Source organism: Ectobacillus funiculus (assembly GCF_004138295.1).
Lineage (GTDB): Bacteria > Bacillota > Bacilli > Bacillales > Bacillaceae_G > Ectobacillus > Ectobacillus funiculus.
In genome coordinates, this window is record NZ_SCFM01000030.1 from 26,838 (window position 1) to 46,298 (window position 19,461).

A 19,461-nucleotide genomic window follows, 5' to 3' on the forward strand; every position below is an offset into this window, starting at 1 on the left:
AAATATATGAACAACCAATATATCATATACTATATTAGTCTTTTTTGTGTCAATTTTCAAGCAAATCCTAATATACAATAATATTCTCTCTTTTTCCTACCATCCTCGCTCTTCTTTTTATCGAATAGTCTTGATTACAAAAGGAGAATCACAAAAGTTTTCTTTTTTTAACCAATATTTCCCACACAAAGTATGATATCATTTTCTATGGGCAGCTGGATTTTTATGTAAAGGGCGCAGTGTCTTTTGCATAAACTGTACCTAGCATCTGCTTTAAATATATGATGATGGGGGCGTAAATAATGTCAGGAACTGAAAATGTATACGATATTACTGTTATCGGCGGAGGTCCTACAGGGTTGTTCACTGCGTTTTACGGCGGCATGAGGCAAGCTAGTGTAAAAATTATTGAAAGCCTGCCACAGCTTGGCGGTCAGCTCTCTGCGCTCTATCCAGAGAAATATATCTATGACGTAGCGGGATTTCCAAAAGTTCGTGCACAGGATCTCGTCAACAATCTGAAAGAGCAGATGCGTAAATTTTCCCCAACCATTTGTCTGGATGAATCTGTACAGATATTAGAAAAACAAGAGGACGGAGTTTTCAGGCTTGTTACAAACAAAGAAGCTCACTACTCCAAAACTGTTATTATCACAGCGGGAAATGGCGCATTCCAGCCTCGCCGCTTAGAGCTTAAAAGCGCACGGCAATATGAAAAGAAAAACCTGCACTATTTTGTAGATGATATGAGCAAATTTACTGGCAAAAAGGTTGTTGTATTCGGGGGCGGCGACTCTGCAGTAGATTGGACTCTCATGCTCGAACCAATTGCAGAACAAGTAACAATCGTACACCGTCGTGATAAATTCCGTGCACATGAACACAGCGTCGAAAATCTAATAAATTCCCACGCACATGTAAAAACACCATATGTTCCTGTTGAGTTAATAGGCGATGACAACATTAAGCGGGTTGTCGTTCAACACGTACAAACAGGAGAAAGCATTACTATTGATGTAGATGATGTAATCGTGAACTATGGCTTCGTTTCCTCCTTAGGTCCCATTAAAGATTGGGGTCTCTCCATCGAAAAAAACAGCATTGTCGTAAACTCCAAAATGGAGACCAACATTCCTGGTGTTTATGCAGCCGGTGATATTTGTACATACGAAGGAAAAGTAAAATTAATTGCTTGTGGTTTCGGCGAAGCACCAACAGCAGTCAATAATGCAAAAGCATACATCGATCCAAAAGCAAAAATCCAACCGCTCCACAGCTCTAGCATGTTCTAAAGAAAACTCGCCGATTGGCGAGCCCTGCTCTTGGGCGAAGACAGAGGCGTAGTTGCACTTACACTGTATTCCTAACATTTCCGACTATGTTGAATTGTCTTCTAGCTGGAAATGTATACTTTCTTACAGTATAAAAAAAAGGCCTGTTGTACATGATGTACTTCAGGCCTTTTTATATGAAAATAGGACAAACTCTTATATTTTTCAAAATACATTGTAAAACATTTATTTTTCTGTCTACAATGGAATCTATATAGAACACTTCACCTTTTAAAAGCGAGGAAATAACTATGGAAGAATTACAGCAAAATCAAAAGCTTTCTGTTCCACTGCTTAGTGCTTCACTATTTCGGAATTCCAATTTCTTGTATTTGTGGGCAGCCACACTATTTTCCAGCTTTGCGCTTGCCTTTTTTATGTTTTCACAAACGTGGTATATCGTTAAAACGCTTGATTTAGAAGCATCTCTTGGCCTGGTCTTCCTTGCCTCAAGTGTACCGCGTCTCATCTTTATGATTGTCGGTGGTGCGGTCGCTGACAAGTTTCCAAAGAAAAACATCATGTTTTTTTCCAATCTCATTCGGGCCATTCTTATAGGGTCTATTCTTGTTTGGCTGCTTTTCGGCCATATCACCTTATATACATTCATGTTGTTTGCCTTGTTTTTCGGCTTGGCTGATGCGTTTTTTTGGTCTGCAGACGGTTCTATCTTGCCAGAGCTAGTAAAAAAGGACAAGCTCACGCAAGCTAACTCTATTACACAAATGACAAACCAGTCGTCACTTATTCTCGGCCCAATGCTGGCTGGTGTAATTATTAAAGTTGGCGACTACGAAACAATTTTCATCATTACGATCGTCATGCTCATCATCTCAGCTATTCTTGTACAATATATTCAGATGGAGGCACAAAAAGGAGAGCAGCAGCACAATAAAGATATGCTTACTTCGATTAAAGAAGGGATTTTGTATGTAAAACAGTCCCCTTTTCTGACAACTCTGTTGATTTGCAGCGCCTTCTTAAATTTCTTTCTAATTGGACCTATGCAAATCGGCTTCCCAATTTTCGTGAAAACCGTTCTGCACGGCGACTCCCTGCACTTTAGCTATTTAGAGGGTTCTGCCGGGGGCGGCATGGCAGTGGGCGCTATTCTTGTTGCTGTGTTAAACATTAGAAAACATCGCGGCTGGTTTTGTATCATCATGCTCTTTTTATCAGGTGTTTCCTTCTTTCTGCTCAATTACACTGAAACGCTCTGGCAGGCGCTGCTTGCAGCATCCATATTCGGTATAACACTTGCTATGGCAGCAATTCCACTTATGAGCGTGATTCAATCAACCGTACAGGAGGATATGATGGGACGAGTTATGAGTCTGCTTATGCTATCCTCAATGGGATTGATTCCCGTATCATATGCAGGGGCATCCCTTCTCTTAACACTTGGCCTATCCGTTTTAACAATTATGAAGCTCGGGGCCATCGCTCTTATTTTATTTGTTCTATTCGTTGCACTTCGTGTGCCCACTGTGCGGACGTTTGATTAAACTTACAGGGAAAACTGTTATACGTACAACAAAAGCATCGGCTGGCGATGCTTTTGTTGTACGTTATATATTATTTCGTTTCCATCATTCTTCTACAACGTCAGTTTTCTGCCATTCTTTTGTTTATGTTGACGCCATAATACTTTCACAATAATACTCGTACGTATAAACATATACACGTATCCGCCCACAACAAATAATGCCCAGTTTTCTCCCTTCTGCAGCGCCGTTAAAAAATTGCCGTATTCTGTACCACTTTGTCCAATGGAGTTTACGAGAAATATGATCGGAACAGACAATAAAAACATGAGATTAAACAAGTTAAACATTCTCTCCCGCGGATGATTGCTGCCTGTTAGTACATGCATAACCGTGAGTGCTAAACCAATTGCAATGCACAAGTAGTAGCAAATCCAAACCCACGGCGGCAAGGTTGGTGCAATAGCCGCATTAACTTCCTGAACCATAGCTATCCCCCTCTACATCCTGTACATATTCGAAATGCTGTTTCCAATTCCCTTTCTTACTTCAAGCTTTTTATACCCTGTGATGCAAAAGTTATAAAAAAAGACAAATTCTTGTCATAAAATTTGCCTGCCTTTCATGATAATAGTTATATCAACACTTGGCGATGCTCTCCAACACATATACTATATCCCTAAAATTTCCAACTACATTGAATTGTCTTCAAGCTGGAAATTTATACTTTCTTAAAGTGAAAAAAAGAACCCTCCCGTTCCAGAGAAGATTCCTTGTAAGCATATAATTTTTATCATTTACTAGTAGCCATAACCGTAGCCGTAACCATAGCCTCCGCCAAAGCCTCTGCCATAACCTCCGCCCCAGCTTGCACCAACAATAATCAACAGAATAAATAGAACTACGATAATCGCAAACCCAAAACCAAATCTATGACCATGACCATGGCCATGGCCACGTCCGCAGTTTCTGTCATTTGCACCTTGTACGACATTTTCACTCATCTGTCTTCCTCCTTATGTTAAAAGTCTTAGGAATCATTTCCTAAAACCAATAGACTCGATGTATACTATTCATCTGAAAGGGACATGGGATGGGCAAAAAACAAAAACAGGCTTACACCTAGAGCATGTTTTTCTCGCGCCGCCTGCACTATCGTGGCTATTGGTGAGCCGTTAGGCGAAAACAGCAGCGTAGTCGCACTTACATCTTATTCCTAAAATCCCCCGCTACATTGATCTCTCTTCTAGTTGAAAATTTATACTTCTAAAGAATAATAAAAAAAGACTGATAGCATGTGCGTATCAGTCTTTTTTACCGTCTCTCCATTCGGCTGCAGATAAACAATGGAGAAACGCGAAGGCATCTGGCGTATCCTTCGATTATACATTTAAATAATGAAAAAACTCTGTTAGGCTAATCCCTAGTGCTAAACATATTTTCCGCAGAGAAGAGATTGTTGTACTACGCTGTCCCCGTTCAATCATACCAATGAAGTTTTTATGAAGTTCAGCTCGTTCCGCAAGCTCGGCCTGGGAAAGTCCTTTTCGCAGCCTCTCACTTTTGATCGTGTTTCCAATTTGAACCAACAATTCATCCTGTCTTTCCACTTTCAATCACCAACGTATAGTATATTACAAAAAGAACCACTATGGTGTGTAAAAATGATTACAAAAGTAACTTTTATAAGAATTTTTATAAGCTTTATTTATATTGAACTACCCCCACTTACTCGCTAACGCTCCTTTCCCACAAGGGGACTTCCGTTGGTCGAAGGTGGGAGATTCCGTATCCTCTTCCTAAGAAGCGAAATACAGAGCCATTCAACAGGCTTATCATAGGGCAAATAGGGAGAGCTCACACTTTCTTGTAAGGGATAAATGTCACCGAGGCGACTTTGCCTCTTGCAAGGAGTGATAGCTGCTTCTCTTTTTTCACCCTATACGTGTTGCGATGTTCTTGCATCAATGCGCCCACCATTCTGGAGCTAGATCCTCTGGCCTTTGCGGCAAAATGGTGGTAATGCAAGAACAGATTGTGCCACTCCAAATGAAGTCAGGCTTCTGTTTCTTCTAACCAAACATGCTAGGCGATTGCCTAGCCGACATTCATCCCCCACTTACCACTGGGCTACGCCCATCACGTGCTTGAAGTGGAAGTCTTCTGTCGGAAAATGATAAAATACCCACTCTTTTCTTGTCCCTTCTTAGAGACAAACATGCAACATCCTTGCCTTGATTTCCGGACAGGCAATTCAGTGTTGTCTATACAATCCTTTGAAAATACAAAGCTCCCATAGACAGCTCCAAATCACGGCAAACAGCTTCTTGACCTGTGCATGCAGCGTGATTATTGTTCACTCCAATGATTCATACTAATCGACATACTTGACCATGTATTCCCTAACTATATCATACCCAAACTAGACAATATTGACAAGCATTTAAACGTTGCTATTTGCGTTCCTATCATTCACAATATTTCATGTTTTATCCAAAAGTTCCACTTCTTCACAATTCTATTAAACCATTACTTTCTTTGATTCAGTACTAAACAAACTAGACCCTCTCAACACACGAATTTCGCAATTCATTGTCAAGAAGGTCAACAATATGAACCGTTATAGGCACGCACTTATCAAGGCCGATTCTAAGATTGTGACCCTCTCTGTAGACGCAGCAGGATTCCCTGCCCTCTACGCATGCTTTGTTCTGCGGAAAAACTGAATTACTGCCGGTGATTTATTCAGCTTCGCAGTACTAACACTGCTCTGGCGTTCCTGCATTTGCCGCTGTACGGAACGAGGAACCGCAGCCGCATGTTGCGATAGCATTTGGATTATCAATCGTAAATCCACCGCCAAGCATAGATTGCTTATAATCGATTTTTACTCCTTGTAAAATCGGAGCATCTTGTTTATCAATAAGGAATTTCACACCGTGAAACTCGAGTATCTCATCCTGCTCATTCGCATCCTTCTCGAAGCCTAAACCGTAGGAAAGACCACTGCAGCCGCCGCCATTTACTGCAAGGCGTACATATTGCTCACCTTCCCCGGCCTCTTTAATCATTTCTTGAATTTGGTATGCTGCTTGTTCTGTTACAATAATCATCTATAACACCTTCCCTTCTTGCCCTATTATACCCTTTAGACATCTCTCTCCTCAAACAGAGAGACTTGCTTAATGTTGGTAGCCTTTAGTAATAATATATGCCGGTGCAAATCGTTTCAGCAGGACCCTTCATCAAGACAGTACCATCTTCTGTCCAGGTGATAAACAAATCGCCCCCTGCCAAATGAACAATTGTCTCCACGCCTTTTTCCATTTTATCGTTTAACACAGCCGCAACTACCGCAGCACATGCTCCTGTTCCACACGCTTGCGTTATACCAGAGCCTCGCTCCCATACGCGAAAATTCATTTCCTTCTCATTAACAATCTCAACAAATTCTACATTTACACTATCTGGGAACATTTCATGCTTTTCTAATACCGGACCAAGTGTTGTAAGCGGTGCATCTTCAATACGATCCACAAAAATCACGCCGTGCGGATTCCCCATAGAAACGGCAGTCAGCTCATAACGGCGATTTTCATATAAAAACTCTTCGATGATAAACGGTGTTTCTCCTTCTCCAAGCATCGGGATTTCGCTTCTTGTCAAGCGCGGTTGCCCCATATCAATTGTAACAAGCGTTACCTTTCCGTCCTGAACCGTCACTTCTGCGTGCACCGGTCCGGACAACGTATCAATCGAGAATACTGTATCCTCTACTAAGTTATGCTCGTACGCATACTTTGCTACGCAGCGCAAACCGTTACCACAGCTTCTCGCCTCAGAACCATCACGGTTAAAAATCCGCATTTTCACCGGTGCGTTCTCCGAAGGACAAACTAAAATCATACCGTCCGAGCCAATCCCAGTGTTTACATCTGAGACTCGACGGGCAAGTTCCGGGAGCATTGCCTCCTCTAGCTGTTCTTCAAACAGATTGACGTAAATATAATTATTACCAAGACCATGCATTTTCGTAAAGGAAAATTGATTCATCTTTTACTCCACTCCAAAAAATATATTTATCTAAGTATAAAATGAGATGTTTTTGAACACAATAGAGATATCCCCCGTTTCTCATTATAAAAGGAAAAGCCCATTAGACAGGGTTTTTTCTTTTTTTATACTTAAATAATAAAGTATCAGGGCAACTACGCCTCTGGCTACGCCCAAGAGCAGGGCTTGCCAATCGGCGAGTTTTCTTTATTTTATCCAAAAGTGGAAAAGCATCGCCTATAAGACCATGCTTAAAACATTGGATTTTCTTCCAAATATTCATATATATTTTCAATGAGCTTGTCCGGTGTCTCTCCTGTTACGACCTCTCCGTTTACTAAAGCGTAAGGGCCATCATAACAAATACCGCAATAGCCGAGACAACCATACTCAATGACATCTAGATTTGAATCCTTCTCCAGCACCGCCCGCGCCTTTTGCGAACCGTTCGCCAGATTGCTGACACAAAACTCAATAATTGGTTTTATCACTACTTTTCACCTCACTCCCCTTACTGTAATCATTTTTATTTTTTTCGTCAATATTCTTATTTTCCTTATATTTACCTATATTCATTGCTATTTTTTCATGAATTCGTTATATTTTTGTTGGGCATCATACGAAGAAAGTTTTGTCAATATGATTTCTATATGCAAAAGAACCATTCTATAGTAAAGGGGGACTCCCTCATGAAGCACCTTGTACTTGTCGGTGGCGGATACGGCGGAATGAGAGTCTTACAACGTTTTCTTCCAAACGATCTTCCAGACGATGTTCAGATTACTTTGATTGACAAAGTTCCATACCATTGCTTTAAAACAGAATACTATGCACTTGTAGCAGGCACAACCTCAGATACGCATGTTCGCATGGCATTTCCAGACCATTCTCGCTTAGAGAAGAAATACGGTGAAGTTGTTCATATTGATCTTGAAAATTGCTTCGTAGAACTGAAGAACGGGGAAAAAATTCAGTATGACGACGTTGTGATCGGACTCGGCTGTGAGGACAAATATCATAACGTACCTGGTGCCCAGGAACATACACTAAGTCTGCAATCCATTGAAAAAGCGCGACAAGCATACCAGCATCTAAACGATTTAAAACCGAATGCAGTAGTTGGCATTGTTGGCGCAGGCCTAAGCGGAGTTGAGGTTGCAAGTGAATTACGCGAAAGCCGATCAGATTTGACAATTTACTTATTTGACCGCGGCTCACGCATCCTCTCCATGTTCTCTGAGCGTCTAAGCTACTATGTGGAGGATTGGTTTATCGATCACGATGTAACAATTATCCGTAATTCTAACATTACGAAGGTAGAACCAGGCATTGTATATAACCACGACGAAGCGCTGCCATGCGATGCAATTGTCTGGACAGCAGGCATTCAGGCACACCATATTGTACAACAGCTGCCAGCCGAAAAAGATAACATGGGACGTGTTCTAACAACAAAGTACCATAACATACCAAATTTCGAGAATGCTTATGTGATTGGAGATTGTGCGCACGCCAATCATGCACCGTCCGCCCAGCTAGCTGAGGCACAGGCTGAGCAAGTTGTCAGCATCCTGCAAAAAAAATGGAAGAATGAGCCGCTTCCAGAGGAGATGCCTATCATCAAGCTCAAAGGGGTACTCGGCTCCCTCGGGAAAAAACGTGGATTTGGCTTACTAGCTAACCAAACACTCGTCGGACGTGTGCCGCGTTTATTAAAATCGGGGTTGCTTTGGATGTACAAACATCATAATGGATAAAAGAGCGAGGATCTCGCTCTTTTTTTACACTTTTAAGAAATGAAGTATAAATTTCTAACCGGAAAGGCAGTCAACGTCGTTACAAATATTTTTCAATCTCCTCATATACATCCTTCAAGCGCGGATTTCCTTCCCCCACAATACAATCATTCACAAGGACAACTGGGTAAAATAATTCTTCGTCTACAACACGCTGCGCAAACAATTGCTTACGGGGATTGTCCTGCTGTTCAAAAATATCGATATACTCAAATTGAAACAATTGCTCTGGATACTTACGTCTGATTGCCGCCTGCAACCATTCAAATGTCTCAATTGATGAAGGCATGCCAACGCAGCTAGCACAAATCACCTTTGCCCCATAAACGCTAATTTTTACCATACATCACCCTCCTGACATGCTAGCTTTAAAATGCATATACTATAAGAGAAGATTCTGTTTGTCTGATCTCATTGTGGAAAGCTAAGAGATATCAATAGATTTTTCGCTTTATAATGATTATAATAAAAGAGAAGAAAGGAGTCGATAACAATGGCAAACGAAAACATGTTTGAAGAAGTTCAGGAAGTATTAGATAAATTACGTCCATTCTTGCTTCGCGATGGCGGAGACGTAGAATTGGTTGACATTGAAGAGGGTATTGTAAAATTACGTTTGATGGGTGCTTGCGGCAGCTGCCCGAGCTCTACTATCACATTAAAAGCAGGTATTGAGCGTGCTCTTTTAGAAGAAGTTCCCGGCGTTGTAGAAGTAGAACAAGTATTCTAAAGAGAGAACGGGTCCTGTCCTTAGGCGAAGACAGAGACGTAATTGCACTTACACTTTGTTCTTACAATTTCCTGCTAGATGGAATGCGCTTCTATCTGGAAATTTATGCGTTCTTAAAGCGTAATACAAAAAGCACACTCGTCCCTTGAAAAGAGTTATACATTCTTTTCTTTTACTTTTAAAGAAAACTCGCCGATTGGCGAGCCCCGCTCTTGGGCGAAGACAGAGGCATAGTTGCCCTTATACTGTATGCCTAAAATTTCCGACTACGTCGAATTCACCTCTAGCTGGAAATTTATACTTTCTTACAGTGTAAAAAAAGCTGCTGCTTAAAAATCAGCTTTTTAGGGCAGATGCTTGTGATAGATGAAATTGAAAAGAGACCTTTTTAGAAGGTCTCTTTTTTGTCACCTTTAGAACTATCTTTAAACGTACTGCTTCATACTGGGGACTAGCCTTAGTACGGCCATCTCACAAGTTTGAAACGTCCGCTCTGTTTAACGCTGCAGCCAGTCAATTTCTCGAATACCAAGTTTTTGAATAGGAAGGTGTACCATTTTATAAAAACCGCTCAGAAAGCTCTCAAACTCACTGGAGCGTTCGACCATCTGTTGGAGGTTCTCATAGTGCATACTTCGCACCTCCTCCTTGTTGGTTAAGTAATATCCTTCAACTATTTCAAAATACTGCAACGGACAGAGGAGACGGGCAAACAGCATCCGCCATCCAAAGGAAGAGAGGGGGCTTACGCTTTCATAATCGGTGAGAAACTGCAGAATCCGTTTCTCGGCATCATCCTGCTCTTCCATGTAAGTGTGACGGATCCACTCTGCCAAATCGCGGGTTGGGTGATCGTATACCCATTCCACCGGGATCTTGATACGCTTTGTTTTTTGCCATGTTTGCGATGTGAAGCGCTGCTGGCAAATGGCAGCAGCATCAGTTAGCTTTGGATCATCGTCTAATTCGGTATCTACAACGTACTGAATTGCGTTTTCTGTTATTCCTAAGTAATATGGGAACGATTCAATAAATAGTCTCTCAAACGGATCAGCAGGATGAGTACCGACTTTTCCTTGCCAAAACTTTTCGAGTTGGTCAAGCCGCTTTTCCCAAAGGCCTTTCCATTCACCAATACGATTCAATTCTATAATTTCTTCTGGAAACAGCTTGCTGCGTTCATGGAAGGCTGCCAACTCCTTCCCTTCGCTCAGATTAGGTATCTGTCGGTCCATCTGCCGCATAGTTTTGAGCAAGCAATAGTTTTGGTTCGCGATTTCACTTACATAATAACCGTGTATAGTCGGAACAAAGGAGGCCACACTCAAATCTCCTTGCTCTGTCATATAATCACTCAATTTTTTCATCTCAACAAGCTCCTCTTCTTGAAACTTGCCGACAGGCACGAGGATGTACACCTTGTTGCGAATCCAAAAACTTTGGTACGGGCCGAATGAAGCAAGCTCGCTAACGGTGATTTGATATTGATCGAACAACTCTTGTATCATCTATTTCACCTCGTGTTTTTACTTCTATGTATATGAACGTGTTCGATTGTTTTACCTATTTTTTCATAGGTGTTGTCTCGTCACATAATAAAGCGTCTTTACGTATAGAATATTAAAAAGAAAAGGTGATATGATGACTAAAGGAAAACAAATTGGCGAAAAAGCAATGGAGCTTCTGCAACAGCGCGGCGTAACGATTGAGCATATCGCAGAGCTTGTTTATTTCCTGCAAAAAGACTACCATCCAAATCTTGCTATGGAAGACTGCCGCTATAACGTAGAACGCGTATTATCAAAACGTGAGGTACAAAATGCGCTTGTCACCGGAATACAGCTTGATGTGCTAGCAGAGAAAGGCCTACTAGAAGAACCTTTGCAAACTATTATAAAAAATGATGAAGGCTTGTATGGAATTGATGAGGTTGTCGCTTTGTCCATCGTCAATGTATATGGCTCTATTGGGTTTACAAACTTCGGGTATGTAGACAAAGTAAAGCCAGGTATTTTAAAAATGTTGAATGATAAATCCAGCGGATATGTGCATACATTTTTAGACGACATCATCGGTGCGATTGCTGCTGCAGCATCCAGCCGCCTTGCCCACCGCGCAGCACATGCAGAATAGAAAACAGCATCAGCTGATCTGCTCTTATAGTAAAACCACGCGTGTCTACAACGCGTGGTTCCATGTAAGGTATTTATAGCAGTCTTCCGTGTGTCCCCTTACCACAGAAGGCTCTTTCTTCTTTTTTACACTTTAAGAAAGTATAAATTTCTAGCAGGAAGATAATTCGACGTAGTTAGAAATTTTAGGAACAAAGTATAAGGGCAACTACGCCTTTGTCTTCGCCCAAGGGCAGGGCTCGCCAATCGGCAATTTTCTTTGGCGGCTTTATTTCAATAATCCTACCATTTCAAGCCCATGCAGGATGCCATTTTCTTGAACGTCCTTTGTAACATGCTTAGCTGCCTTTTTTACGTCATCGGGCGCATTTCCCATTGCAACACTATTTCCCACAAATTGCAGCATTTCAATATCATTTAAGCCATCACCAAAAGCATACACTCGTTCCGCCGTGAAATCGAATGCATCCATCACAGCCTGCAGCCCTCTTGCCTTAGATCCTCCCGCAGGCAAAACATCGGTTGATAGCGGATGCCAACGTACAAAACGAAACTGTTCAAACGCATCTGCATATTGTGCTTCATCTTCATTCTTACAAAATAATAAAGATTGATAGATTTCACGTTCCTCAAGATATTTCGGATTATGTGTTGGGTAACGCTCAATTTTTAACGTACTCATGCTTTCTTCCATGTAAGGATGGTTCTCAACCGTTGCCTTCATATCTTCATGATCCATATAGACTAGCGGATGGTCATTTGTCGCAGCAGCACGAGTAAGGGCTGCTAGTGTTTCGGTCGACAACGGATTTTTATAAAGAACCTTATTATTTGCGACTACATACTGTCCATTGTAGCTTACATACGTATCAATCTCTAATTCCTTGCGAAGCTCTTCAAACATAAAAGGAGCACGTCCGGTAGCAATTGCAACCTCATGTCCTTTTTCCTTTAATGCTCCAATTGCCTGCTTCGTAGCGAGCGGCAATTGTTTGTCATGATCCAAAAGCGTCCCGTCTATATCAAAGAAAATTAGTTGTTGTTTCATCGTATCTCCCGCCCCTATGAATCGTATCGTGATAAAAGTAAGTAAATTACTTTGCTTCCCTCGCTATTATATAAGAAATAGATTCCAAAATCTAGAATATCCCCTTTGGCAGGGGATACTATATTTTCTCTATCCACTCCGTTAAAGAATGGATCACATGTGTTGGCTGTGTTTCATACTCGCGCAGTTTTTCAACAGTCGTGACCCCTGTATGCACAAGCAATGTGTCCAGTCCAGCCTGAATACCTGCCATAATATCAGTGTCATAGTTGTCCCCAACCATAATTGTTTCTTCCTTTGTTGTCCCTATCACCTTTAGCGCTTGCTCCGTAATAATGGATTCAGGCTTGCCAATAAAAATAGGTTTTGTCTCCGTTGACACAGCAACAACAGAGGTAAGAGAACCATTTCCTGGCATCATACCGCGTTCTGTCGGCAACGCAATATCCCCATTTGTCGAAATAAAGGTTGCACCGTTGCGCACGGCTAGACATGCTTTTGCAAGCTTTTCATATGTAATATCGCGGTCGATACCCATTACGACAAAATCCGGGTTGGTATCATCAAAGGTAAACCCTTTCTCTACAAGCGCTGCATGCAATCCTTCTTCACCAATCATGTAAATCGTAGCAGTAGGCTTTTGTTCATAAATAAAGTTTGCCGTTGCTTGACTTGTTGTAAATACTTGCTCCGGTGCCGCTGGAATATCCAAACTCATTAGCTTGTCCGCTACCTGCTCAGGCTTACGCGATGAGTTATTTGTCACAAATAAGTATGGTATCCCTTTTTCTTGCAAAGCTTTCACAAAATCGCTTGCTTCCTCAATCTTTTCTTCCCCTTTATACATCGTTCCATCTAAATCAATCAAATAACCTTTATATGATTTCATCTTTTCCTTCTCCTTTACATATGGAACCGTTTTTATTCCGAATCAAAAAAGCGTTTACACGGCTTGGACGTAATTCTGTATACGCAGGCTTAATCTGCCATATGCACAAGAAACTGCTGTAACCGCAGTAAATGGGATAAAATACTAATACAACTTTTCTTCCTGATTCCCTCTCATAGGTTCGTAAACGCTGACACAGGACCGAGCTCTTGCTCGAGATAACGACGTACATGGGAAGGATACGCCTCAATGACAGCACGTTGTTCCTGCAAAGCTGCTATTACTTGTTCATGCTGCACGCTTATATAATCTTGTACAAGCATCTTGCGAAGACGGACAATCTCCTTTAGTCCCTCTCCCTCTTTCAACTGTACGACCTTTTCATCCACTAAAATGTCGATAATATCCTCATAACTTCCTGGATCTCTCATAATAAAGCCATCAATGATCGCATTCCCAACATCTAAAATACAATCAATCATAAGCTGTGCCATTCGTTCTAGAGCATATTGATCGATCTGCTGTACGTACTCCTCCTTAGCAGAAAAAACAGCCATTGTCTGCTCCAAACATTGCAGTGTTTGTTCAATTTTTTTCCGATCTACGAAATACATAACTGTCACCCTTTACCTTTTTACTTTAAAGAAAGCCTGCCGATTAGCGAAGACAGCGGCGTAGTTGTACTGACACTTCATTCCTAAAATTTCCGAATACATCGAAGCTGGAAATTTATACTTCCTTAAGGTGTGATAAAAAAGCGCACTCTTTTAGAAAATATTCACTTTCATTGTAGCGCTTTATACAGGAAAAATCGATATTTTTCAAATTCAACTTTCCTCCTCACTCTGTTATAGTTAAAAGAGGGTACATGTATTAAAACTGGAGACAACAAGCAGCTCGCTCCTCTGTACCAAACATTTCGTTGCAATTCAGCTCTTCATAATCTAAATTCAAAGCTATGCTCAAAGTAGAGCGGTAAAAAAGGGGGTAAAACATATGTCAGAACGTTTTTTTCTGTATGATGATACTGTAACAACGCAAACACGTTTTGTTAGCTTTATGGGGGAAAAAGAGCGTTACGATTTAGCATTGGTTATATCTGACCGTTATTACGGTAAAGTATTGGTTCTAGATATTTTGCGAAACAAGTTTGCCATTATCGGCCGAGATGATCTAGACGAACCTGGATATTTAGAACATGCATATGATCTTGATGAAGAGGGAGCAGAAGAGCTTCGTTCATTTTTATATGAAGTCATTATGTAACCGTTTTATTAAAGAAAACTCGCTGATTGGCGAGCCGCTAGGCGAAGACAGAAGCGTAGTTGCCCTTATACTGCATTCCTAGAATTCCTAAATGCGTCAAATGGGCTTCCAGCTGGAAATCCATACTTTCCCTACAGCGCAAAAAAGTGTAAGCGCCTTTTCTTAGCTTAACAGGCATACAAGGCGCTTTTTTCTTTTATTCCAAAAATTATCCTGAAGGCAGGAGCAGACCGTGGAACGGGACAATGTCCCAAGCTTCTTGCTATTTTCATCCCCCTCAAAAAAAAACGTACAGATTGTAATCCGTACGTTTCACTTTTTTATTTTCTTCAAGACGAAATACGCACAGCCAAAATTACAAAACTCATACAAGTACTCAGACAATGTGCTGATTCTCGTATCATATGTTGCGCGTTGGCTGCTGTCTTCAAAAAAACCGCGAAGCCTCAGTTGATTATAGCCCCAATCACCAACAATATAATCGTATTTATTTAAAATTTCAGCATAGCGCTCTTTAAACGCCTGTTCGTTAAAGCCCTCTCTATATTCGTCCATCAGTTCGTAGGAAATGTTGTTGATGGTGACCGTTTTCGTTATTTCTTCTTTTTGTTCCATCGCTTTGCCTTTCCTTTCTGCGCATGATTATCCTAATCCTATCATAAAGAGTGACAACCAACAATTTCTAATCTGAAAAAGGCATTACTGACAAATGATAAGTCTAAGGAGGTGAAAGTAATGAAGAGACTATTGCTAACAACCGTTGCCGCCCTTTCCCTCTTAACAGCCTGTCAGGCCAGGGATACAGCTGAAGTGGGAAAAGGGGGTGATGCGCTTCAGCAGGAAGAGGGCGGGCGTGTCCTTCTATCCAATGAGGGAAATACAAATAGCATGTACAGACATGACTCCAATACGGGCGAGATGCGATATGCCACAACAAATATGGGGTATTCACGCAGACAAAAAAATGACAGTGCAGACCGTAACCGCAATCAGGTTGCCTATATTGACAGAGAAAGACTTGCCAATATTATTACCGATCTAGAAATTAAGATGCCGGACGTAACAGATGCAGCAACGATGGTGACGGACGATGAAGTATTTGTTGTCTATCGGGCTAACACAACCAATCCAAAGCTCGTTCAAGATCAGGTCCGCAAAACCGCTCTCTCTGTCGTACCGCGCTACTATCATGTATATACCTCCACAGAGCAGAAGCTAATGACACAAATGGAGGGCTTAAAATCTGGAAAAATGAACAACACCGAATTCTCTCACACAATTGACATGTTAAAGCGGGAAATGAGCACCAACCCGCATTTGAACAATCAACGTGATGATTCGATGCAAAATACGGTGAAATAGTACAAGCAGCTGAATGTTCAGCTGCTTGTTTTCCTAGGAGAAAGGCTCGCTTTAGTTCGCTTGTGCATTATGCTCCTGTGCAGATTTTACTTGCTCATCAGCATGATAAGACGAGCGGACAAGCGGACCCGCCTCACAATGGCTGAAGCCTTTCGATAGTGCAATTTCCTTAAGTTCTGCAAATTCGGCTGGAGACCAATATTTTACAACTGGTAAATGCTTCTTAGTCGGCTGCAGGTATTGTCCAAGAGTAACAATATTAACATTGTTAGCACGTAAATCGTCCAATGCCTCCACAATTTCTTCCTTCGTTTCTCCAAGCCCAATCATAATGCTTGATTTCGTTGGAATATCTGGCTGCATTTCCTTTGCACGGCGTAAAAATTCAAGAGAGCGATCATATTTTGCACGTGCACGAACACGATCAGATAAGCGACGTACTGTCTCAATGTTATGGTTGAGAATATCAGGACGCGCATCCATTAGCATTCTTAGATTTTCCTCCACACCACCCATATCAGAAGGCAATACTTCAATAGATGTGAATGGATTTTTACGGCGTACTGCGCGAACTGTTTCCGCAAAGACTGCCGCTCCCCCATCCTTCAAATCATCGCGGGCAACTGCTGTAATTACAACGTGCTTCAAGTTCATTTGGAAGACAGAGTCTGCTACACGCTCCGGCTCCTGAAGATCTAATTCTGTTGGTAAACCTGTTTTGACCGCGCAGAAACGGCATGCACGTGTACAAATAGCCCCAAGAATCATAAAGGTTGCCGTTCTTCTTACCGCCCAGCATTCATGAATATTCGGGCATTTTGCCTCTTCACAAACCGTATGCAGGTTTTCCGAGCGCATCATTTTCTTTAGGCTCGTATAGTTTTCGTTTGTGTTTAATTTAATTTTTAACCACTCTGGCTTACGCATATGTTCCGGTTTATTTGTCATAATCATCACTCCACTTTTTTCCGCATACTTCACAGTAACATATCTATTTTAAAGGAATTTTGCAAAATGCTCAAACATTGCGTGCCATTACCATTAATTTCCCATTATGAAATATCGTGTATATCCCAAACTATAAAGAGTAACGGCTGGAAAGGAGCTTATACCCGTGTATAAAAAACTCTTCCTTCTCATGAGCATTAGTTTGCTTCTTCTTCAAGGAAAAGTATACGGAGAGGCAAATGATAAAGAGAAGATTTACAAAAAACGAATGGCATTATATAAGGAAATGGAAAGTGTAACATTTATTCCTTGGTATTACTACGCTGCAATCGATCAGTATGAGCGCAACGTTCGATCTGTACGACGCGATATTCCGAAAAAGCAAAACGGTGTGATTTCCATTTATTTCAAACCGGAAATATGGTCCGGTCCTAATAATCCAAACCAAGGAGATAGTAATCCTTACACAATTGGGTTATTTGGAGGAATGGGATTAGATGGGAATGGAGATGGCTCCGCTGACTCAAATAATGACAGAGATGCATTGTATACGATGGCTACAACACTCAGCCATTTCGGAACAGATCGTGACCATTTAAAAATTGCGCTTTGGGAGTATTATCAACGCGCCAAAACAGTTGAAATTATTTTAGGGTATGCCCGTATTTATCATCATTACGGCCGGTTACAAATTGAAGGAAATGCGTTTCCTGTACCAGTGCGAAGCAATCATAGCTACCGCAGTACCTTTGGTGATAAACGAAGCTTCGGCGGAAGGCGCATGCATGAAGGGACAGATATCTTTGCCGCTCACGGCGTTCCTGTTCGCGCAACATGCTATGGCATTATAGAATTAAAGGGCTGGAACCGTCTAGGCGGTTGGCGCATCGGGATTCGTGATCTAAACAACAACTATCATTATTACGCTCACCTAGGAGGCTTTGCAAAGAATATAGCGATTGGACAAATTGTCGAGCCAGGTACCGTAATTGGCTTCGTCGGCAACACTGGCTATGGACCGCCAGGAACAGCAGGGAAATTCCCGCCGCATCTTCACTATGGAACATATAAAGATAACGGCTATATGGAATGGGCATATGACCCGTACTATCAGCTTAGCTTTTGGGAACGCCAGGAACGGCAAGCGCTTAAGAAAAACCGGTAAATCAAGCTGGAGGTTTATACTTTCCTACAGTGTCAAAATAACGAAGAGGTATATGATCTAACATGTCATGTACCTCTTTTTACTATCAATTATGAATTCTTTTCCTTTATAGCAGGAAGTGCCGGACTTGCGCCATTTGTTCCGCCATTATGATAGTAACTCGGAACGTCTCCCTGAATAATCTTAATCATGAGCGGAATATCCGTTTTGACCGTCGTTTCCTTCGTCTCAAACGGAATAATGACCTTCAGCATCACCTCGACCTCCATAACAACCTGCACCATCGCATTATTAATCCCATACGGCTTAACTTGCTCCTTTACCTTTGCGCTTACATTTCCAACAGTTGTAAAGCTAACAGGAATTTTAGGTCCTATGTTTCCGAGAATGGCGTTCTTCGTTACCTGTCCGAGAGGTACCGTGAATAGGATGCCCTCATCAGCTAAACTTTTTGCCAAATTGACCTTTGTCGTTCCTTGAATGCCTAGCTTCTCAACATTTCCCTTTTCCGCTGCATGCAAATATTTTTCCATAGTAGTTGTCGTAGACGTCACGATGGAGCTTACCATTTGCGCATTAACATCGACAGATGATACATTGCCATCGTTATCCTTTTCCACTTTTACAAGTTTTTCTGTGTTTAATCCTTCTGACAGCCTATCCTCTACAGCCTTTGTCATAATAACAATAGCAAGCCGCTTCGTTTCTACTTCCGCATAAGACATCAGCGTCGGTTCAATACCTTTATTTACAAGCCATAGTCCTTGAACGCTCAGCACGAGAAAAAGGAAAAATGAAATCATCAGCACATACCGGAATGGGAGCGGACCGCGGCGAAGCCTGAAGCTGCGTCGTATTCTGCGCATACAAAAACCCCTCCTTCCTAACCATATGTATGCAGGAAGAAGGGACAATATCTGTCAAATCATTTTTAGCATTGCATCGCGACCAATCATGCCGACTGTAATACCGAGTCTCTCAGCCTCATACGTGACAGATTCTAAAGGTGCCTCAAGAAGCTGTTCAATCGTACGTACACCTACTGCACGCCCTGCAATAATGCCGCGATCACGCAGCTTTTCGTTCAATAAAGCAACATCAAGCGCACCACACATAATATAGCCCTTCTCGCTCATCACCGCTAGCAGATTTGTTTTTGGGAGCTTCACGCTTACCGCCAAAAAGGTATGATTGTCGATGACAATGGGCTCCAATGTAACCATTGCTTCTCACACTCCTCTCCTTTTATCTGTATGA

General features: G+C 41.6%; 23 protein-coding genes. 8 read left to right on the forward strand and 15 right to left on the reverse strand.

What is annotated here, in order from left to right:
- Nucleotides 1-302: 302 nt before the first annotated feature.
- Together EP737_RS17745 and EP737_RS17750 are read left to right on the forward strand one after the other, a co-directional pair.
- Entirely contained in the window at nucleotides 303-1,292 is a 990-nt protein-coding gene (locus tag EP737_RS17745; protein ID WP_129729408.1) for an NAD(P)/FAD-dependent oxidoreductase, read from the forward strand.
- Between the two features lie 290 nt (nucleotides 1,293-1,582).
- On the forward strand, nucleotides 1,583-2,836 hold the full coding sequence (locus EP737_RS17750; RefSeq protein ID WP_129729410.1) for an MFS transporter: 1,254 nt from the start codon (nucleotides 1,583-1,585) through the stop codon (nucleotides 2,834-2,836).
- 92 nt (nucleotides 2,837-2,928) lie between these two features.
- On the opposite strand, the gene EP737_RS17755 is transcribed toward EP737_RS17750, so the two are convergent.
- The 6 genes from EP737_RS17755 to EP737_RS17780 all read right to left on the reverse strand — a co-directional run bounded on the left by EP737_RS17755 (nucleotide 2,929) and on the right by EP737_RS17780 (nucleotide 7,359).
- Nucleotides 2,929-3,303: a hypothetical protein gene (locus tag EP737_RS17755; protein ID WP_129729411.1), complete on the reverse strand. Its 375-nt coding sequence runs from the start codon at nucleotides 3,301-3,303 to the stop codon at nucleotides 2,929-2,931.
- A gap of 312 nt (nucleotides 3,304-3,615) precedes the next feature.
- The gene (locus EP737_RS17760) at nucleotides 3,616-3,819 is read right to left on the reverse strand and encodes a YjcZ family sporulation protein (RefSeq protein WP_129729413.1); all 204 of its coding nucleotides are present in this window, start codon (nucleotides 3,817-3,819) and stop codon (nucleotides 3,616-3,618) included.
- 378 nt (nucleotides 3,820-4,197) lie between these two features.
- Nucleotides 4,198-4,425: a helix-turn-helix domain-containing protein gene (locus EP737_RS17765; protein WP_205650969.1), complete on the reverse strand. Its 228-nt coding sequence runs from the start codon at nucleotides 4,423-4,425 to the stop codon at nucleotides 4,198-4,200.
- 1,149 nt (nucleotides 4,426-5,574) lie between these two features.
- Nucleotides 5,575-5,928 (reverse strand): HesB/IscA family protein, encoded by a 354-nt coding sequence (locus EP737_RS17770; protein ID WP_129729417.1) that lies wholly within the window; start codon nucleotides 5,926-5,928, stop codon nucleotides 5,575-5,577.
- Nucleotides 5,929-6,013: 85 nt separating this feature from the next.
- On the reverse strand, nucleotides 6,014-6,868 hold the full coding sequence (dapF, locus tag EP737_RS17775; protein WP_129729419.1) for a diaminopimelate epimerase: 855 nt from the start codon (nucleotides 6,866-6,868) through the stop codon (nucleotides 6,014-6,016).
- 251 nt (nucleotides 6,869-7,119) lie between these two features.
- Entirely contained in the window at nucleotides 7,120-7,359 is a 240-nt protein-coding gene (locus EP737_RS17780) for a YuzB family protein (protein ID WP_129729421.1), read from the reverse strand.
- 198 nt (nucleotides 7,360-7,557) lie between these two features.
- On the opposite strand from EP737_RS17780, the gene EP737_RS17785 reads away from it, so the two are divergent.
- Nucleotides 7,558-8,625: an NAD(P)/FAD-dependent oxidoreductase gene (locus tag EP737_RS17785; protein ID WP_129729423.1), complete on the forward strand. Its 1,068-nt coding sequence runs from the start codon at nucleotides 7,558-7,560 to the stop codon at nucleotides 8,623-8,625.
- A gap of 79 nt (nucleotides 8,626-8,704) precedes the next feature.
- Here EP737_RS17785 and EP737_RS17790 read toward each other — a convergent pair whose 3' ends face one another.
- On the reverse strand, nucleotides 8,705-9,007 hold the full coding sequence (locus tag EP737_RS17790) for a YuzD family protein (RefSeq protein WP_129729425.1): 303 nt from the start codon (nucleotides 9,005-9,007) through the stop codon (nucleotides 8,705-8,707).
- A gap of 150 nt (nucleotides 9,008-9,157) precedes the next feature.
- On the opposite strand from EP737_RS17790, the gene EP737_RS17795 reads away from it, so the two are divergent.
- Nucleotides 9,158-9,394 carry a NifU family protein gene (locus EP737_RS17795; protein ID WP_129729427.1) on the forward strand — a complete coding sequence of 79 codons (237 nt, stop codon included), beginning with the start codon at nucleotides 9,158-9,160 and terminating at the stop codon, nucleotides 9,392-9,394.
- 497 nt (nucleotides 9,395-9,891) lie between these two features.
- Here the strand turns inward: EP737_RS17795 and yutH are convergent, their stop codons facing one another.
- A complete protein-coding gene (gene yutH / locus EP737_RS17800; RefSeq protein ID WP_129729429.1) occupies nucleotides 9,892-10,902 on the reverse strand; it encodes a spore coat putative kinase YutH in 1,011 nt (336 codons plus the stop codon).
- Nucleotides 10,903-11,035: 133 nt separating this feature from the next.
- Between yutH and EP737_RS17805 the strand changes: the two genes are divergently transcribed.
- Nucleotides 11,036-11,527 carry a phosphatidylglycerophosphatase A family protein gene (locus EP737_RS17805; protein ID WP_129729431.1) on the forward strand — a complete coding sequence of 164 codons (492 nt, stop codon included), beginning with the start codon at nucleotides 11,036-11,038 and terminating at the stop codon, nucleotides 11,525-11,527.
- A 267-nt stretch (nucleotides 11,528-11,794) separates the two neighbouring features.
- Here the strand turns inward: EP737_RS17805 and EP737_RS17810 are convergent, their stop codons facing one another.
- From EP737_RS17810 to EP737_RS17820, 3 genes are all read right to left on the reverse strand, one after another.
- Entirely contained in the window at nucleotides 11,795-12,574 is a 780-nt protein-coding gene (locus EP737_RS17810; RefSeq protein WP_129729433.1) for a Cof-type HAD-IIB family hydrolase, read from the reverse strand.
- A gap of 118 nt (nucleotides 12,575-12,692) precedes the next feature.
- Nucleotides 12,693-13,463 carry a TIGR01457 family HAD-type hydrolase gene (locus EP737_RS17815; RefSeq protein ID WP_129729435.1) on the reverse strand — a complete coding sequence of 257 codons (771 nt, stop codon included), beginning with the start codon at nucleotides 13,461-13,463 and terminating at the stop codon, nucleotides 12,693-12,695.
- 173 nt (nucleotides 13,464-13,636) lie between these two features.
- Nucleotides 13,637-14,077, reverse strand: a complete 441-nt coding sequence (locus EP737_RS17820; protein ID WP_129729437.1) for a DUF86 domain-containing protein — start codon at nucleotides 14,075-14,077, stop codon at nucleotides 13,637-13,639.
- Nucleotides 14,078-14,459: 382 nt separating this feature from the next.
- On the opposite strand from EP737_RS17820, the gene EP737_RS17825 reads away from it, so the two are divergent.
- Nucleotides 14,460-14,729: a DUF3055 domain-containing protein gene (locus EP737_RS17825; protein ID WP_129729439.1), complete on the forward strand. Its 270-nt coding sequence runs from the start codon at nucleotides 14,460-14,462 to the stop codon at nucleotides 14,727-14,729.
- Nucleotides 14,730-15,041: 312 nt separating this feature from the next.
- Here the strand turns inward: EP737_RS17825 and EP737_RS17830 are convergent, their stop codons facing one another.
- Nucleotides 15,042-15,344: a YutD family protein gene (locus tag EP737_RS17830; protein ID WP_129729441.1), complete on the reverse strand. Its 303-nt coding sequence runs from the start codon at nucleotides 15,342-15,344 to the stop codon at nucleotides 15,042-15,044.
- 120 nt (nucleotides 15,345-15,464) lie between these two features.
- Here EP737_RS17830 and EP737_RS17835 point away from each other — a divergent pair, with 120 nt between their 5' ends.
- Nucleotides 15,465-16,091, forward strand: a complete 627-nt coding sequence (locus tag EP737_RS17835) for a YhcN/YlaJ family sporulation lipoprotein (protein ID WP_129729443.1) — start codon at nucleotides 15,465-15,467, stop codon at nucleotides 16,089-16,091.
- Between the two features lie 51 nt (nucleotides 16,092-16,142).
- On the opposite strand, the gene lipA is transcribed toward EP737_RS17835, so the two are convergent.
- Nucleotides 16,143-17,039 carry a lipoyl synthase gene (lipA, locus tag EP737_RS17840; protein ID WP_129729445.1) on the reverse strand — a complete coding sequence of 299 codons (897 nt, stop codon included), beginning with the start codon at nucleotides 17,037-17,039 and terminating at the stop codon, nucleotides 16,143-16,145.
- A 190-nt stretch (nucleotides 17,040-17,229) separates the two neighbouring features.
- On the opposite strand from lipA, the gene EP737_RS17845 reads away from it, so the two are divergent.
- Nucleotides 17,230-18,204, forward strand: coding sequence for a M23 family metallopeptidase (locus EP737_RS17845; protein ID WP_425455930.1), 975 nt, complete (start codon nucleotides 17,230-17,232; stop codon nucleotides 18,202-18,204).
- An 89-nt stretch (nucleotides 18,205-18,293) separates the two neighbouring features.
- On the opposite strand, the gene yunB is transcribed toward EP737_RS17845, so the two are convergent.
- Nucleotides 18,294-19,070 carry a sporulation protein YunB gene (gene yunB, locus EP737_RS17850; protein ID WP_129729449.1) on the reverse strand — a complete coding sequence of 259 codons (777 nt, stop codon included), beginning with the start codon at nucleotides 19,068-19,070 and terminating at the stop codon, nucleotides 18,294-18,296.
- Nucleotides 19,071-19,124: 54 nt separating this feature from the next.
- Nucleotides 19,125-19,427: a YunC family protein gene (locus tag EP737_RS17855; protein ID WP_129729451.1), complete on the reverse strand. Its 303-nt coding sequence runs from the start codon at nucleotides 19,425-19,427 to the stop codon at nucleotides 19,125-19,127.
- Nucleotides 19,428-19,461 lie beyond the last annotated feature (34 nt).

Bases quoted from the DNA above. Each gene is read 5' to 3' on its own strand.
- EP737_RS17820 (WP_129729437.1), bottom strand. From the start codon at position 14,077: ATGTATTTCGTAGATCGGAAAAAAATTGAACAAACACTGCAATGTTTG.
- EP737_RS17745 (WP_129729408.1), top strand. From the start codon at position 303: ATGTCAGGAACTGAAAATGTATACGATATTACTGTTATCGGCGGAGGT.
- EP737_RS17815 (WP_129729435.1), bottom strand. From the start codon at position 13,463: ATGAAATCATATAAAGGTTATTTGATTGATTTAGATGGAACGATGTAT.
- dapF (WP_129729419.1), bottom strand. From the start codon at position 6,868: ATGAATCAATTTTCCTTTACGAAAATGCATGGTCTTGGTAATAATTAT.
- EP737_RS17755 (WP_129729411.1), bottom strand. From the start codon at position 3,303: ATGGTTCAGGAAGTTAATGCGGCTATTGCACCAACCTTGCCGCCGTGG.
- EP737_RS17795 (WP_129729427.1), top strand. From the start codon at position 9,158: ATGGCAAACGAAAACATGTTTGAAGAAGTTCAGGAAGTATTAGATAAA.
- EP737_RS17810 (WP_129729433.1), bottom strand. From the start codon at position 12,574: ATGAAACAACAACTAATTTTCTTTGATATAGACGGGACGCTTTTGGAT.
- EP737_RS17770 (WP_129729417.1), bottom strand. From the start codon at position 5,928: ATGATTATTGTAACAGAACAAGCAGCATACCAAATTCAAGAAATGATT.
- yutH (WP_129729429.1), bottom strand. From the start codon at position 10,902: ATGATACAAGAGTTGTTCGATCAATATCAAATCACCGTTAGCGAGCTT.
- EP737_RS17835 (WP_129729443.1), top strand. From the start codon at position 15,465: ATGAAGAGACTATTGCTAACAACCGTTGCCGCCCTTTCCCTCTTAACA.
- lipA (WP_129729445.1), bottom strand. From the start codon at position 17,039: ATGACAAATAAACCGGAACATATGCGTAAGCCAGAGTGGTTAAAAATT.
- EP737_RS17825 (WP_129729439.1), top strand. From the start codon at position 14,460: ATGTCAGAACGTTTTTTTCTGTATGATGATACTGTAACAACGCAAACA.
- yunB (WP_129729449.1), bottom strand. From the start codon at position 19,070: ATGCGCAGAATACGACGCAGCTTCAGGCTTCGCCGCGGTCCGCTCCCA.
- EP737_RS17760 (WP_129729413.1), bottom strand. From the start codon at position 3,819: ATGAGTGAAAATGTCGTACAAGGTGCAAATGACAGAAACTGCGGACGT.
- EP737_RS17855 (WP_129729451.1), bottom strand. From the start codon at position 19,427: ATGGTTACATTGGAGCCCATTGTCATCGACAATCATACCTTTTTGGCG.
- EP737_RS17790 (WP_129729425.1), bottom strand. From the start codon at position 9,007: ATGGTAAAAATTAGCGTTTATGGGGCAAAGGTGATTTGTGCTAGCTGC.
- EP737_RS17845 (WP_425455930.1), top strand. From the start codon at position 17,230: ATGAGCATTAGTTTGCTTCTTCTTCAAGGAAAAGTATACGGAGAGGCA.
- EP737_RS17805 (WP_129729431.1), top strand. From the start codon at position 11,036: ATGACTAAAGGAAAACAAATTGGCGAAAAAGCAATGGAGCTTCTGCAA.
- EP737_RS17750 (WP_129729410.1), top strand. From the start codon at position 1,583: ATGGAAGAATTACAGCAAAATCAAAAGCTTTCTGTTCCACTGCTTAGT.
- EP737_RS17830 (WP_129729441.1), bottom strand. From the start codon at position 15,344: ATGGAACAAAAAGAAGAAATAACGAAAACGGTCACCATCAACAACATT.
- EP737_RS17785 (WP_129729423.1), top strand. From the start codon at position 7,558: ATGAAGCACCTTGTACTTGTCGGTGGCGGATACGGCGGAATGAGAGTC.